14 protein-coding genes are annotated in these 14,256 nt (G+C 64.6%); 9 read left to right on the forward strand and 5 right to left on the reverse strand.

Annotated elements, in window-relative coordinates; translation table 11 throughout:
- The 3 genes from pdxA to NFV80_RS12015 form a co-directional block, all read right to left on the reverse strand.
- On the reverse strand, nt 1-827 hold an 827-nt coding region (gene pdxA, locus NFV80_RS12005; RefSeq protein ID WP_296758778.1), incomplete at its 3' end, for a 4-hydroxythreonine-4-phosphate dehydrogenase PdxA.
- Between the two features lie 3 nt (nt 828-830).
- On the reverse strand, nt 831-2,132 hold the full coding sequence (locus NFV80_RS12010) for a peptidylprolyl isomerase (RefSeq protein WP_295331496.1): 1,302 nt from the start codon (nt 2,130-2,132) through the stop codon (nt 831-833).
- A gap of 8 nt (nt 2,133-2,140) precedes the next feature.
- Nucleotides 2,141-4,549: an LPS-assembly protein LptD gene (locus NFV80_RS12015; RefSeq protein ID WP_295331497.1), complete on the reverse strand. Its 2,409-nt coding sequence runs from the start codon at nt 4,547-4,549 to the stop codon at nt 2,141-2,143.
- On the opposite strand from NFV80_RS12015, the gene NFV80_RS12020 reads away from it, so the two are divergent.
- From NFV80_RS12020 to minE, 8 genes are all read left to right on the forward strand, one after another.
- Nucleotides 4,533-5,129, forward strand: coding sequence for a hypothetical protein (locus tag NFV80_RS12020; protein WP_295331498.1), 597 nt, complete (start codon nt 4,533-4,535; stop codon nt 5,127-5,129). The two genes, NFV80_RS12015 and NFV80_RS12020, sit on opposite strands and share 17 nt — an antisense overlap.
- A 446-nt stretch (nt 5,130-5,575) precedes the next feature.
- Nucleotides 5,576-6,598: a phosphotransferase gene (locus NFV80_RS12025; RefSeq protein WP_295331499.1), complete on the forward strand. Its 1,023-nt coding sequence runs from the start codon at nt 5,576-5,578 to the stop codon at nt 6,596-6,598.
- Nucleotides 6,598-7,308: an N-acetylmuramate alpha-1-phosphate uridylyltransferase MurU gene (murU, locus tag NFV80_RS12030; RefSeq protein WP_295331500.1), complete on the forward strand. Its 711-nt coding sequence runs from the start codon at nt 6,598-6,600 to the stop codon at nt 7,306-7,308. The genes NFV80_RS12025 and murU overlap by 1 nt, the downstream gene beginning before the upstream one ends.
- The gene (locus NFV80_RS12035; RefSeq protein WP_295331501.1) at nt 7,286-8,593 is read left to right on the forward strand and encodes an aminopeptidase P N-terminal domain-containing protein; all 1,308 of its coding nucleotides are present in this window, start codon (nt 7,286-7,288) and stop codon (nt 8,591-8,593) included. The genes murU and NFV80_RS12035 overlap by 23 nt, the downstream gene beginning before the upstream one ends.
- A complete protein-coding gene (locus tag NFV80_RS12040) occupies nt 8,586-9,740 on the forward strand; it encodes an FAD-dependent monooxygenase (RefSeq protein WP_295331502.1) in 1,155 nt (384 codons plus the stop codon). The genes NFV80_RS12035 and NFV80_RS12040 overlap by 8 nt, the downstream gene beginning before the upstream one ends.
- A gap of 138 nt (nt 9,741-9,878) precedes the next feature.
- Complete coding sequence (gene minC, locus NFV80_RS12045) at nt 9,879-10,649, forward strand: septum site-determining protein MinC (RefSeq protein ID WP_295331503.1); 771 nt, start codon at nt 9,879-9,881, stop codon at nt 10,647-10,649.
- 102 nt (nt 10,650-10,751) lie between these two features.
- Nucleotides 10,752-11,573 carry a septum site-determining protein MinD gene (gene minD / locus NFV80_RS12050; protein ID WP_295331504.1) on the forward strand — a complete coding sequence of 274 codons (822 nt, stop codon included), beginning with the start codon at nt 10,752-10,754 and terminating at the stop codon, nt 11,571-11,573.
- Between the two features lie 2 nt (nt 11,574-11,575).
- Nucleotides 11,576-11,842, forward strand: coding sequence for a cell division topological specificity factor MinE (gene minE / locus NFV80_RS12055; protein ID WP_295331505.1), 267 nt, complete (start codon nt 11,576-11,578; stop codon nt 11,840-11,842).
- Between the two features lie 67 nt (nt 11,843-11,909).
- On the opposite strand, the gene NFV80_RS12060 is transcribed toward minE, so the two are convergent.
- Both NFV80_RS12060 and NFV80_RS12065 read right to left on the reverse strand, forming a co-directional pair.
- Nucleotides 11,910-12,551 (reverse strand): zeta toxin family protein, encoded by a 642-nt coding sequence (locus NFV80_RS12060; RefSeq protein ID WP_295331506.1) that lies wholly within the window; start codon nt 12,549-12,551, stop codon nt 11,910-11,912.
- Nucleotides 12,548-12,733, reverse strand: a complete 186-nt coding sequence (locus NFV80_RS12065; RefSeq protein ID WP_295331507.1) for a hypothetical protein — start codon at nt 12,731-12,733, stop codon at nt 12,548-12,550. The genes NFV80_RS12060 and NFV80_RS12065 overlap by 4 nt, the downstream gene beginning before the upstream one ends.
- Before the next feature lie 272 nt (nt 12,734-13,005).
- On the opposite strand from NFV80_RS12065, the gene NFV80_RS12070 reads away from it, so the two are divergent.
- Nucleotides 13,006-14,256: a class I SAM-dependent methyltransferase gene (locus NFV80_RS12070; protein ID WP_295331508.1), complete on the forward strand. Its 1,251-nt coding sequence runs from the start codon at nt 13,006-13,008 to the stop codon at nt 14,254-14,256.

Below are 14,256 nucleotides of genomic sequence, written 5' to 3' on the forward strand. Positions count from 1 at the left end.
TTGAGCGCTGTCAAGCCCTGATCGTGGTACATCGCCAGGACGCAGTCACCGCGCGCCAGGACGGGCGGCGAAAACATCGTGTCGGCGGGCAGCGGCCCAAGCAGGCTCATGCCGTCCTCGGCGCGCAGGTGATCGAGCACCGGGATGATGACGTCAATTTCTTCACGCCCGAGATAGCCGCCTTCCCCGGCGTGTGGATTGAGACCGGCAACCAGGATGCGCGGCTGTGCGATGCCATACTTCCGCCCCATCTCATGGTGCAGGATACGCAGCGTTTCGGCCAAGGCTCGCGGGGTGATTGCCGCCGGCACATCCTTGAGTGGCAGATGCGTGGTCACCAGCGCCACCCGCAGCCCGCCCCCGGCCAGCATCATCACCACCCGCGGCGTGTCCGTTCGCTCGGCCAGGTATTCCGTATGTCCGGTAAAAGCGATCCCGGCATCGTTGATGACACCCTTGTGTACCGGTGCCGTGACCATTGCAGCAAACTCGCCGCTACGGCAACCGGCAAGTGCGCGATCGAGCAATGCGAGCACGTAAGGCGAATTGCCCGGATCAAGTCGACCCGGATCGGCCACAGCGGCCAGGGGCTGATGCAGGACATCGAGGACGCCCGCTTGCGCCGGCTGCGCCGGGTCCCAGTCGCGCAAGGCCACCGATCTGCCCAGTGCCGCGGCCCTGGCAGCGAGCAGCGAGCGATCCGCGAGGAGCACGAGGCGCGCGCGAAACCGTTGCGCGCAAGCGGGATCGGCGAGTTGCAGGCAGATCTCGGGACCCACTCCGGCCGGCTCACCGGTGGTCACTGCGATCGTTGGCAAGAACGGCACGGCCTAACCTTCCTCCAGCCGAATTTCCACGTAGGCCCGGTCGCGCGCCTGGCGCAGCCAGTCCTGGTAAGCTTCGTCGCGCTTGCGTTCGCGCAGCGTCTGTCTTGCTGCCGCGCGTTGACGGTCGCTTGAGACATCCTGAATGCGGCGTTCGAGCACTTCGATCAGGTGAAAGCCGAATGGCGACTGCACCGGCTCGCTGATCTGGCCCGGCGCGAGCTGGTTCATCACCCGTTCGAACTCGGGCACCGTATCGCCTGGATAGATCCAGCCGAGGTCTCCACCTTTCGCCGCGGACCCATCCTGCGAAAAGACCTTCGCGAGTTCGGCGAAGCTTTCGCCATGAGTGATGCGCGCACGCAACCCCTCGAGCTTGTGCCTCGCTTCCGATTCCGAAACGACTTCATTCACCTTGATCAGGATGTGCCGGGCGTGCGTCTGCTCGACCGCCTGTGTCACCCCGCCGCCGCGCTTGGCCAGCAGCTTGATCAGATGGAATCCGTTCGAACTGCGCAGAACCGGCGACACCTCGCCAACCTGCAGCTTGAGACTCGCTTCAGCAAACATCGGAGGCAGGCGATCGAGCGAACGCCAACCAAGATTGCCGCCTCTCATGCCGTCCGGGGCGTCCGAATAGGCGGCGGCGAGTTGTCCGAAGTCATCCCCCTTGTGCAAACGTTCGAGCACCTGATCGGCTTTCGCTCGCAGCTTCTGGATCTGCTCCGGGCTTGCCGACTCGGGAGCACGCAGCAGGATGTGCGCCAACTGGTATTCCTCACCAGCACCCGGCACCGACGCGCTATTCAGATAATTGTCGATCTCGCCGTCCGAAATGAAGATCTTGCTGTCAACCTCGCGCTCGCGCAGACGGGCAATCGTCATTTCTCCGCGGATCTCCTCGCGAAAGCTGGCAAAACTGATTCCGTCCTTTTCCAGCGCGGCGCGAAACTGGGGGAGCGACAGATTGTTGCTGGCGGCAATGCGCTGCAACGCCTGCTCGAGCTGTGCGTCGTCGACGCGCAAGCCTACCTCGCGCGCCTGCTGCAGCTGCACCTTGTCTATCACCAGCCGTTCCAGCACCTGCCGTTCCAGCACGTCGCGCGGCGGCGGCGACATTCCCTGCCGCTGTAACTGGCCGAGCGCCGATTCGAGGTGCAGGCGCAACTCCTGTCGGGTAATCACTTCGTCATTGACCACGGCGACAATGCGGTCGACTGGCACCGGCTGGCTCGTCGCGCGCGACTGTGCGGCCGCGACCCCGACCAGGCAGAAAAACCCGAGAACGGCATGCAACAGAAATCTCATCTCCACACCTACCACTCCGCCAAAGCCGGATCGGTCGCCACCGGACCCACCGCGTACCCGGGAATCCTGCGCTGCAGCACGGCCAGCGGATTCGTGCCGATGCTGGACAATCCGTGCAGGTCAAGCTGCACCAGGAATTGCGTACTCGGAGTATTCTGCGCGGTCTGAATCCGGTGGGCAACCGTGCGCAGCGACCAGCATCCCGCGTTGTACTCCAGCCCCCCGATGATCTCGACCGGCGTCGAGTTGATGAACGAATAGTTGTAGCGGCCCACCGCCTGCCAGCGACCGCTGAGCGGCCACTGCCCGGAGATGTCAAGCTCGTTGATCGGCGTCGCCGCATCGACGTTGTAGCGATAACCCGCATTGAGCAGCTTGCCCGGCTCCGGCAGATAGCGTGCGCCGATCGAGAAGCGCTGCCAGCGCTGATCGTTGAAGTCATATTGCAGGGCAACGTCGGCGTAGAGTCTGGGAAGCAACTGGCCGGTGAAGGCGGCGAGAAAATCGGAGTTGCTCCATTTGGGATTGGTGGTTCCCGGCAAGAACACCATATTGTTGGTGAAGTAGAAGACTTCACCGATCATCGCCCGCATGACCTCGCTTCCGGACGACGGATCGATCAGGCGGGAAGCCACCGCGGCAGTCAACTGGTTGGCGTTGTTGATGCGATCCCAGCCGGAAAACTGATTGTCCGCAAAAATCTGGGCAAAATTGAAATCCGCAAGAGCGGTATCGAAAATCGGAATGTTGTTCTGGTTCTGATAGGGAATGTTCAGGTAGAACAGTCGTGGTTCGAGGGTCTGCGTGTAATCGCGACCGAACCAGTTGCTCGAGCGCTCGAATATCATCCCGGAATCGACGCTGGCGATCGGCAGCGTGCGATTGATCGAAGTCGGAAGCACATTGAGGTTCCCCAGATACGACAGGTCGTAGTGGGTGAGGTTGACTCCGACGCGCGGAATCACATACCAGCCCGGCGTGACGTAGGGTAAGGAAACCTGCGGCTGCATGACGCTCCGCTGCCCTTCGACCTGGCTGGCGTCGGGCTGGACGAAGTTGGTGTACTGTCCGAAGAAAGCCATGTCCGTGGAAAACAGGTCCGGTTGCCGGGCGTTCACCGTCACCTGCGGCAAGAGGCGATACGGCTTGGTCACCGGATTTTGCGGGTCAGGCTGCAAGGTCTGAAAGGACTGCATGGTGGTGGTCACGTTCCACCACCCGCCGCCGCCGTAATACAACACTCCTTGCTGCAGAAGTTGGGTCTGCGACGTACTCGTAATCTGATTCGACAGGTTGGTGTAATAGTCGTTGTCCGAGACCCTGGTGTAATCGATGGTCGCCGCAAACCCCGTGGCAGTGGTCTGATTGTGCTTGAATCCTACCGCCCAGCGGTTGGTATTGGTTTCCCGATCGTCCGGGAGAAATTCGCCGACTGCCTCGCTGCGATAGACACCACCGAACGCCGTGTTCAGATAGCGCACGTCGGAAGCAAGTTGCACACCACGTTTGCTCAACACCCGCGACTCGATCGTCGCATCCATGTTCGGCGCAATGTTCCAATAATAGGGCAGGACCAGTTCGATGCCACTCTCGGTACTCGATCCGTAGCGTGGGATCAGGAAGCCCGACTTGCGCTCGTTGTTCAGCGAAAACGACGCCCACGGCGAATGCAGGATCGGAACGCCGAGAAAGTGGACCGTGGCATCTTCCCCTTTGCCAACCTCGTTATCGTAGTCCAGTTGCAGTTCGGCGAAGCTGAGATACCAGTCGTCATTTCCGGGTTTGCAGGTGGTATAGGTGGCAGACGTCAGGTGGTACTGATTCTCCCCCTCAAGATCGAGACGTGCGGCTTCGCCGCGCGCTTCGGTCAGCTCGTACGCAGGCTTCGCCGCCTTCAACTCGGTCTGGCCGGGCCTGATGCCCAGCACACGCGGCGACGCAAAACCCGTTTCTGGCTCGCCATCGGGTTGCGCCGCCGCCGGGAACGAATCCGATGTCTTTCCCGACTGCCCTCCGCTCGCTGCCTTCGGCTGTCGCTTCAGGAAATACGTGGCCTGGTCGAAGAAACCGACCTGGTCCTCAAGCTTGAGGCGAGCCACTGGACCGGAAATGACGTCCTCCCCCTGCTCGATGCGAACGCTTCCATCGGCGTGGACCTCGTCATCGGCGGGCCAGTAGGTCAGGCGATCGGCAGTCAGCACTTTGCGCCCTTTGCGCAATTCGGCATCCTCGTCGGCCAGCACCTGGCGGTCGACGACGCCGGAGATTCGCTGTGCACTGAGGAAAGCGGGTCGCGGCAACTTGCTCTCCGTCAGCGGCAGCAGCACCTTGGCCAGTTGCAGGGCGAGTGGGGCATCGGCCGCCCGCTCGTCGGGAAGGGGAACCGGAACGACTGTCGGAGTGGAGACCGGACGCACCGTCTTTCCTGCTGCCGAGGGTGGGAACGGCAGTGGCCTGCTTTCGGGTACCGCCGCAGCGCCACCGGCCGGCCTGGACTCGACGGTCGGCGCTCTCGTCTCGCCAGGCGGGCTGGCGAGTGCTTTCGGAGCTTCCGGCACTTCCCGCGACGACTCCGGAATGCCTGCAGCGTCACCGGCGGAACCCGGTGCGGTGGCAGGGGCTGGCGACGCGCGCGTCGTGCCAATTTGTTCCGTGGTCGTCGAGGCTGCCGTCCCGGGATCGCTGCCTCTTGCTGCCGTGGATGCTCCGCTCGCAACGTCCGGCTGGATCTCGGCAGCGGGCGATGGCACCGGCCTGATTTCCACTGGCGGAAGTCCGCTCGACGTGGTGGTCGGCGCTGCAACCGGAGCCGCCTCTGAGGCACCCACCGACTCCTGCGCCTGCCGCATGCCGACGGCCGGTACGGGCAACGGTCTGGATTCCACCGGCGGAAGCTCGCGCGAAACGGCAGCCGGCCCGGCGACCGGAGTCACCTCGGACACATCCGCCGGCGCTTGCGCCGGCCGCGTCCCGGCTGCGTCAGCGGGAAAGGGCTGAGTTTCGGCCGGCGGCGCAGGCGCCGCAACCGGCGATGCGGGTGGTGTAACCGGAACCGGCTTCGCAGCTGGCAGCCCCAGCAGAACCGGATCGACCCGCAACGGCGCCGAGCCCTGTGCCTGAGCCTGGTCAGTGGCGCTTGCCGCAAGCGTGCCGGCGACACCGCAGCATAGGATCAGGTTCAGCGGCTTGCGCCGAGCAGGAAACGTCATGCCGGATTGGTCAGTAAGAGATGCTTCGGAGAGTGGTCACAGACAGCGCCTCGCGGCGCAGGGTGAATGCTAGAATCGCGGCATTTTAGCATCATCGTCCGATGGTCACGTTTTTTCGCGCTGCGTGCACTGGGGAGGGCATGCCCCTTTACCCCCACCCCCTCCGCCGCCGGCTGCTTTCGACGGCGGGAACCTTCGGTCGCTTGTACGAATTCCACGCCAAGGAGAAGCGGCATGCCGCGTACCGCCCTGCTTGTGGACTGGGTCCAGACGCTGTTCGAGCGCCAGTTTCCGCACCGGGAAATTCATATCGAGGCGGCTTCGGCCGACGCCAGCTTCCGGCGTTATTTTCGGGTGAGACTCCCCGACCGGACGACGCGAATCGTCATGGACGCCCCGCCCGAAAAGGAGGATTGCCGTCCCTTCGTACGCATCGCCAGCCTTTTTCGCGACGCCGGCGCGCACGTCCCCGAGGTCCTCGCCGAGGACCTGACGCAAGGTTTCCTGCTGCTCTCCGATCTCGGCGACAAGACGTATCTGAACGCCCTGGCGGACCCGAAGGCGGCGCCCGGCCTGTACCGCGACGCCACCAGCGCCCTGCTGGCCATCCAGTTGTCGAGCAGGCCGCGCGTCCTGCCCGATTACGACCGCGACCTGCTCCACCGCGAACTGGCGCTTTTCCCGGACTGGTACCTGACGCGACATCTCGGCCTGACCGTCGACGCCACACTGCAGCGCACCCTGGACAGCGTGTTTGCCACTCTGCTCGCCAACAATCTGCAACAACCGCGGGTTTTCGTGCACCGCGACTACCACTCGCGCAATTTGATGGTCGTCGACGGAGGCTTCCCGGCCAATCCCGGCGTCCTGGATTTTCAGGACGCGGTCTATGGCCCGCTGACCTACGACCTCGTCTCGCTCTTCCGCGACGCCTACATCGGCTGGCCGGAGGAACAGGAACTCGACTACGTGATTCGCTACTGGGAAGCGGCACGCCAGGCTGGTCTGCCGGTGCCTGCCGACTTCCACGATTTCTACCGCGACTACGAATGGATGGGTGCACAACGGCAACTCAAGGTGCTGGGTATCTTCGCCCGTCTCTGCCACCGTGACGGCAAGCAGAACTACCTCAAGGACATGCCGCTGGTGATGGCCTATCTGCGCCGCACCTGCCAACGCTATGGCGAGCTGCGACCCCTTGCACGCGTTCTCGACCGGGTCGAAAATGCAGCGACCGACGTCGGCTACACTTTCTGATGAGAGCGATGATTCTCGCTGCCGGACGCGGTGAGCGCCTGCGGCCTCTGACCGACACGACGCCGAAGCCGCTGCTTCGCGTCGGCGGCAGACCGTTGATCGTCTGGCACCTGGAACGGCTGGCCGCAGCCGGCTTCCGCGAGGTAGTGATCAACCATGCCCACCTCGGCCAACAGATCGAGGCGGCGCTCGGCGACGGCAGCGCTTTCGGCCTCTGCATCGCCTATTCGCCCGAGCCGACGGGCGCTCTGGAAACCGCCGGCGGCATCGCGGCAGCACTGCCGCTGCTGGGCGAACAGCCATTTCTTGCGGTCAACGGCGACATCTGGTGTGACTGGGATTGCTCACGCGCGCTGCGCCTGGTGCAGCCGGGCGATCGACGGCTTGCCCACCTGATACTGGTCGATAACCCGCCGCACCATCCCGCCGGCGATTTCCGTCTGGCCGGCGAGAGCGTCCGGCCCGCCGCCGCGGTCACCGACGATGCCTTGACCTACGCCGGTATCGCAGTTTTCTGGCCGGCCTTTTTTGCCGAAGTTCCCGACGCCGCAGTGATGAAGCTGCGACCGCTGCTCGACCGGGGCATTGCACTCGGCACCGTCACCGGCGAGCGACACGACGGTCGCTGGGTCGACGTCGGCACTGCCCAACGCCTCGCCGAACTGGATAGGGAGCTCGCTCGTACGCATGCATCATCAGCCCTACTCTGACCGCCGCCGAAAGGTACTCGCCCGCCTCGGTGACGGCGTCGCCGTCATCCCGACGGCGCCGGAGCGCCTGCGCAACCGCGACGCGCACTATCCCTATCGCTTCGACAGCTATTTCTGGTACCTGAGCGGCTTTCCGGAGCCGGAAGCGGTGATCGTTCTGGTCGGCGGCAAGGAGGCGAAAGCGCTCCTTTTCTGCCGCGAAAGGGACCAGGAGCGTGAAGTCTGGGACGGCTTCCGCTACGGTCCGCAGACCGCCGCCGAAGCCTTCGGTTTTTGCGAAGCGCATCCCATCGCCAGTCTCGAAGCGAAGCTGCCTGAACTGATCGCCAACCGCAGCGTGCTCTGGCACTCGCTCGGTCACGATCCCATGTGGGACGGCCGCATTGCCGCGGCGCTCAACCGAATCCGTGAACAGGGACGCAGCGGCATCCGCGCGCCGACTGAGATCCGCGACCTGCACAGTCTGCTGGACGACATGCGGCTGACCAAGGATGCACACGAAATCGAATGCATGCGCCGCGCCGCGGACATCGCGTCGGCCGGCCACGCCCGCGCCATGCGCGCCTGCCGGCCAGGCATGGCCGAATACGAACTCGAGGCCGAGCTGAGTTACGAATTCCGCCGGCGCGGCGCGGACGGACACGCCTATACGCCGATCGTCGCCGGTGGAGTGAACGCCTGCATCCTGCATTACGTCGAAAACAACAAGCTGCTCGCCGCCCACTCACTGGTCCTGATCGACGCCGGCTGCGAGCTGGCGGGATACGCCTCCGACATTACCCGGACCTTTCCGGTCGGCGGCCGTTTCAGCACGCTGCAGCGCGAGGTCTACGAAATCGTTCTTGCCGCACAGCAGGCGGCGATCGACGCGGTCCGGCCGGGCGCCTCGTTCATGGATTATCACCAGGCGGCACTGCGCATCCTGGTGCAGGGCCTGATCGACCTCGACGTGATCGCGGGCAGCGTCGACGGCGCCGTCGAGAGTGAGGCGTACAAACCCTGGTACATGCACCGCACCGGTCACTGGCTGGGGCTCGACGTGCATGACGTCGGCGACTACCGCAATGGCCCGGAGACCGGCGACTGGACGCGGCTGGCCCCGGGCATGACGCTGACTGTCGAACCCGGACTCTACTTCGCTCCGGGCACGAAGATTCCGACCCATCTGCACGGCATTGGTGTACGCATCGAGGACGATGTGCTGGTCACCGCCGACGGCTGTACCGTCTATACGAGCGCGCCGAAGGCCGTCGCCGAAATCGAGGAGGTGATGCGCCATGACTGAGGAAGTCGAGTCGGTCGACGTCGCCATCGTCGGCGCCGGACCGGTCGGCATGGCGCTGGCGCTGGCGCTGATCGACAGCCCGTATCGCATCCTGCTGATCGACAGCCGCCGCCGCGGTTCCTGGGCGGGCGATCCGCGTGCACTGGCACTGTCGCACGGCACCCGGCAACTGCTCGCCGGTGTCGGCGCCTGGAACGCCGGCGATGCGACGCCGATCGACACGATCCACGTTTCGCAGAAGGGTGGCTTCGGTCGCACGCTGATCGACGCGGCCGACTACGACATTCCGTCGCTCGGCTACGTGCTGCGCTATCGCGATCTGGCCGGCAGCCTCGACGCTCGCTGTGAAACGGTGCAACGGCTCGACCAGTGCACCATTGGCGGCATCGCGATCGGCCGCGACACCGCCGAAATCTCGCTGCGCAGCGGCGACACGACGCGACGCGTCGCCGCCCGACTCGTCGTTCATGCCGAAGGCACTCCCGGCGACGATGCCGATGTCCGCGTCCACGACTACCGACAGCATGCCGTGGTTGCTGAAGTCCGCCCGCTGCCCGCGCACGGCCGGCGCGCCTGGGAACGCTTCACACCCGACGGGCCAGTTGCCCTTCTGCCCCTGGGTCAGGACTATGCCGTGGTATTCACCGTGCCGAGTGCACAAGCCGGCGGCTTGCTGTGCCTCGACGACGACGCTTTTCTCGCCGCCCTGCGCGCGCAGTTCGCTGGCCGTCTGGATTTCATCGCCAGCGGCCCGCGCAGCAGTTTTCCTCTCGCGCTGCGCTGCCGTCGGGAGCTCGTCGCTGCGCGCCAGGTGTGGATCGGCAACGCGGCGCAGAGCCTGCACCCGGTTTCCGGCCAGGGCTTCAACCTGGGGCTGCGCGATGCCTGGGAACTGGCCGAAGCGCTGCGCACGGCGACCGGCAGAGACCCCGGGGAGGCGAGCCTGCTCTCATCGTACGCCCGCGGACGGCAGCTCGACCGCCAGGGGAGCATGGTCTTCACCGACGGTATCGTGCGCATCTTTTCCAACGATCTTGCGCCCTTGCGTGTCGCTCGCGGTTTGAGTCTGCTCGCCCTCGACCTGCTGCCGCCGCTTCGCCATTTCGTTGCCAAGCGAATGATCTGGGGAGCCCGCGCCTGGCCCTGAGTCAGTTGCCATCGATCCGAAGCAGCCCCCCGGCAGGACCACATGCTCCGGACGCGGCGTCGGCGTATTCCGCTTTGTTGGCGATTCGGCTAGACTCGCGGCCTTGCCGACCCCTGCGCATTTCTTGCCGACGACCCCATGGCGCGAACCAATCCCCCCATCAAGCTGATCGAATTCAAGGGAACGACGCTGCCGATCGTCGTCGTCAGCCTGCGTTCCCTGCAGACGGAAGCGCTCGCCGAAGCCGCCAGTGCGCTTTTTGGCGACGACCAGTTCTTCGATGGAGACGCGGCCTTGCTCGACCTGTCGCAACTCATCGACGTACCGGAAGCGGACTGGCGGCGGATCCGACAGGTTTTCAAGACGCACGGGCTGAATGTCATCGGCGTGCGCGGCGGCAGCGAGGAACTGCGCTATGGCGCGGCATTCGCCGGCCTGCCCACGTACACGGTCGGCGAACGCCCGGCAACGGCGGCGGTCGCATCACAGGAACCGGCAGCGCCGGTTGCCGAAGCAGTGACCGTGGCGCCGCCGCCCCCGCCGCCGGCGAGCACGCCAACGCTCTACATCGACCGGCCGCTCCGTTCTGGACAGCAGGTGTATGCGCGCGGTGGCGACCTCGTCGTCCTGGCGGCAGTCAATGCCGGTGCCGAGGTCATTGCCGACGGCAACATCCACGTCTATGCACCACTGCACGGCCGTGCCCTGGCGGGAGCCGGCGGCGCGGCGAGCGCACGCATCTTCTCTACCCGCTTCGACGCGGAACTGGTCTCGGTGGCCGGCTTGTACCGGACTTTCGATGGCGGCGTCCCGGCCGAGCTGGCCGGCAAGCCGGTCCAGGTCCGGCTGTCGCAACCGTCTGGCGACGACACGGGCAAGCTGATCGTCGAAGCGCTGAAGATCGACTGATTGCCCTGACGACAGGCAGCAACGCCGGCAAACTGCTGCGTCGTCTCACAGAAAGCCCATTCTGCGGGTAGAATCGCTTCTTTCTTTTGCGGGGAAGAATCCGTGACACGTATCGTCGTCGTAACCTCCGGCAAGGGTGGTGTCGGCAAGACCACCACCAGCGCCAGCTTCGCTTCGGGCCTCGCCTTGCGCGGCTACAAGACCGCCGTGATCGACTTCGACGTCGGCCTGCGCAACCTCGATCTGATCATGGGCTGCGAACGCCGCGTCGTCTATGATCTGGTCAATGTCCTCAACGGCGAGGCGACGCTCACGCAGGCGCTGATCAAGGACAAACACTGCGCCAACGGGCAGCTGTTCGTGCTGCCCGCCTCGCAGACGCGCGACAAGGATGCGCTGACCGAAGAAGGCGTCGAAAAGGTGCTCAAGGAACTCGAACACATGGGCTTCGACTACGTCGTCTGCGATTCGCCGGCCGGAATCGAGCGCGGCGCGGTGATGGCCCTGACCTTCGCCGACGAAGCGCTGGTGGTCAGCAACCCCGAGGTTTCCTCGGTGCGCGATTCCGACCGCATTCTCGGCATCATCCAGGCCAAGTCACGACGCGCCCTGCTCGGTGGCGAGCCGGTCAAGGAGCACCTGCTGATCACCCGCTATTCGCCGAAACGTGTCAACGAAGGCGAGATGCTTTCCTACAAGGACGTGCAGGAAATTCTGCGCGTGCCGATCATCGGCGTCATTCCCGAGTCGGAAGCGGTGCTGCAGTCGTCGAACGCGGGAACACCGGCGATTCACCTGAACGATACCGATGTCGCCGGCGCCTACCTCGATCTGGTCGGCCGCTTTCTCGGTGAAACCATCCCTCTGCGCTTCGTCGACTACGAAAAGCCCGGCCTGTTCAAGCGGCTGTTCGGGGGTAAGTGACGATGTCCCTGTTCTCCCTGATCTTCGGCAACAAGCCCAAGTCGGCGGCAATCGCCAAGGAACGCCTGCAACTGATCATTGCCCACGAGCGCAGCGGCAGCACCAGTACGCCGGATTTCCTGCCGGCCTTGCAGCAGGAGTTGATGGCCGTCATCTCGAAGTACGTGTCGGTCAACCCCGAAGACATCAAGGTGTCGCTGGAGAAGCAGGGCAATTTCGAGGTGCTGGAAGTCAACATCGTCATGCCGGAGGCCACGGGCAGACACTGAATCCGCATCTGCTGGCGACCAGCCGACCCTCCCGGCACAACCCGGGGCCGCGACTTGCCATACGGCGTCAGCCAGCGAGCGGCAGCGGCGTTTCCTCCGACAGGCCGGGCAGCAGTCGCTGGGCGATTTCCCTGGCCCACGGGTTGATCTCGCCGTAGGTCTTCACCAGACGGCCTTCCGAGGCGCGAAACAGCAGACGGGCGCGAGCACCATCGACCGAGTTGTCGTAGAGATAGGTGCGATCGGCCAGCCAGGCAACAAAGTAGCAGTAGGCCAGCGACCGCGTGTAGCGGGCGATGATCTTGGGAATCGGCACGTCGTGCCCGCCTTCCATGACGCGCATCGCCACCCGCTTGGCATTGATCGAGGGGTCGTCGGTACCGACGAAGAACATCCGGATGAAGAAACCGGCATCCTTCGCGCGCCGGATGAAGTCGAGCTTGTCCTGCGCCGAGAGGACGGTTTCGAAGGCCAGGCTGCGGCCGTGCTCCAGGCAATGCTCGCGAATCTCGGTAGCGCGCTGCGCCGCCTGGGTCACCGCCAGCGGCGAGTTCCAGTCGCCAAACTCGTCACGCGCGATGAAGTCGGGGTTGACGTACACGCAGCCCCCCATCCATTCGTGCATCAGCAGTTGCTGGGTAATCGAGGTCTTGCCGGAACCGTTGGGTCCCGCGACGACGATCAGACGGGGCCGCGGCCCATCGTTCATGCCTCGCGTCGGGATGGAAGCCTGATCGCCGTGATTTCGGCCCGCAGGCGGACCATCAGTTGCGCGCGGGCTGCTTCTGCGTGCCTGCGCGCTTCCGCCGCCACCGCTTCCATCAGGTCTTCGAGTTGCTCGTCGGAGGGCTCATGGACCATGTCATTCAGGTCAAACGGTGGCAATTGCATCGGCTCCTCCAGATTCGATCGACGCTCCGCCTGTCTGCGGTCGATCCGCGATCGGCATTCTAGCGCAAGCGACCGACGACGGGTGGAGGTTCGCGCTCCTCGCCCGGACCACGGCGGCAGTGCCGACGGCGAGAGCGAGACACGCACGAAACGCCGGCGCGGCATCTCGGCCATCCGTCGTGCGTGGCGTCGCCTCCCCACTTGTCGCGGATCGGTGCTAGACTGAAACGACGGCAGGTGTGTTCAGCTCATTGACCCATGGTGGGAGGAACATGTTTTTCGAAGCACGCCTTGAAAGCGCCCTTCAACACTGGCAGCGGCAGCCCGAGAACATCCCGCTGCGCCTCGAATTGTGGAACGGCAGGCAGTTCGACCTCAGCCCGACGCCCAGGGTCACCATTCGCCTGCCGTCGCGCTCGGCGCTCCTGGCGTTCCTCGCACCAACCCTCAGCCGCCTCGCCGAGGCCTACATCGAGGGGAAGATCGAGATCCAGGGCGCCGTCCGCGACACCATCGAAGTAGCCGACCAATTGACGCGACGTCGCCAATCGGCTCCCACCCCAGTGCCTTTCTGGCGACGCACGAGCCACACCCGCAGGGCGGACGCCGACGCCATCCAGTACCACTACGACGTCTCGAACGATTTCTATCAACTCTGGCTCGATCGTCGGATGGTCTATTCCTGCGCGTACTTTCGCACGGGCGACGAGGACATCCACACTGCGCAGGAGCAGAAGCTCGACCACATCTGCCGCAAGCTGATGCTCAAGCCGGGCGAGCAACTGCTCGACATCGGCTGTGGCTGGGGCGCGCTCGCCGTCTGGGCCGCCCACAACTATGGCGTGCACGTCACCGGCATCACCCTCTCCCGCAATCAGTACGAACATGCGCGCGCCTGGGCCGAGCGCGAGGGTCTCGCCGACCGGATCGAGATCCGGTTGCAGGACTATCGCGATGTGCCTGGCAGGGAAGTGTTCGACAAGATCGTCAGCGTCGGCATGTTCGAACACGTCGGCCTGCGCAAGCTGCCGAACTATTTCGCCACGGTCAGCCGGCTTCTGCGCGATGGCGGCTGGGTGATGAACCACGGCATCACCTCGATGGACCCGGACAGCCGGGAGGTCGGCCGAGGTGGCGGCGAATTCATCGACCGTTACGTGTTTCCGCAGGGCGAGCTGCCCCACCTGGCGCTGGCAATCCGCGAGATGTCGCGCCAGGGTCTCGAAGTGACCGACGTCGAATCGTTGCGTGCGCATTATGCGCAGACGCTCTGGCACTGGACGACTCGCCTCGAGCAGCAACAACAACTCGCCGAGGCACACGCCGGAAGCAAGCGCTACCGCGTCTGGCTGCTCTATCTTGCCGGCTGCGCCTGGGGCTTCGAGCACGGATGGATCAGCATCCACCAGATTCTGGCGCACAAGACGAAGCGCAATGGCGTCAGCGGCGCACCGTGGACACGCGAACACCTGTACTCGGAGACGGCGACGGCGACCCCGGCGAGAGTCCGGATTTCGACCTAG

Source organism: Accumulibacter sp., assembly GCF_023806565.1.
Classification (GTDB): Bacteria; Pseudomonadota; Gammaproteobacteria; order Burkholderiales; family Rhodocyclaceae; genus Accumulibacter.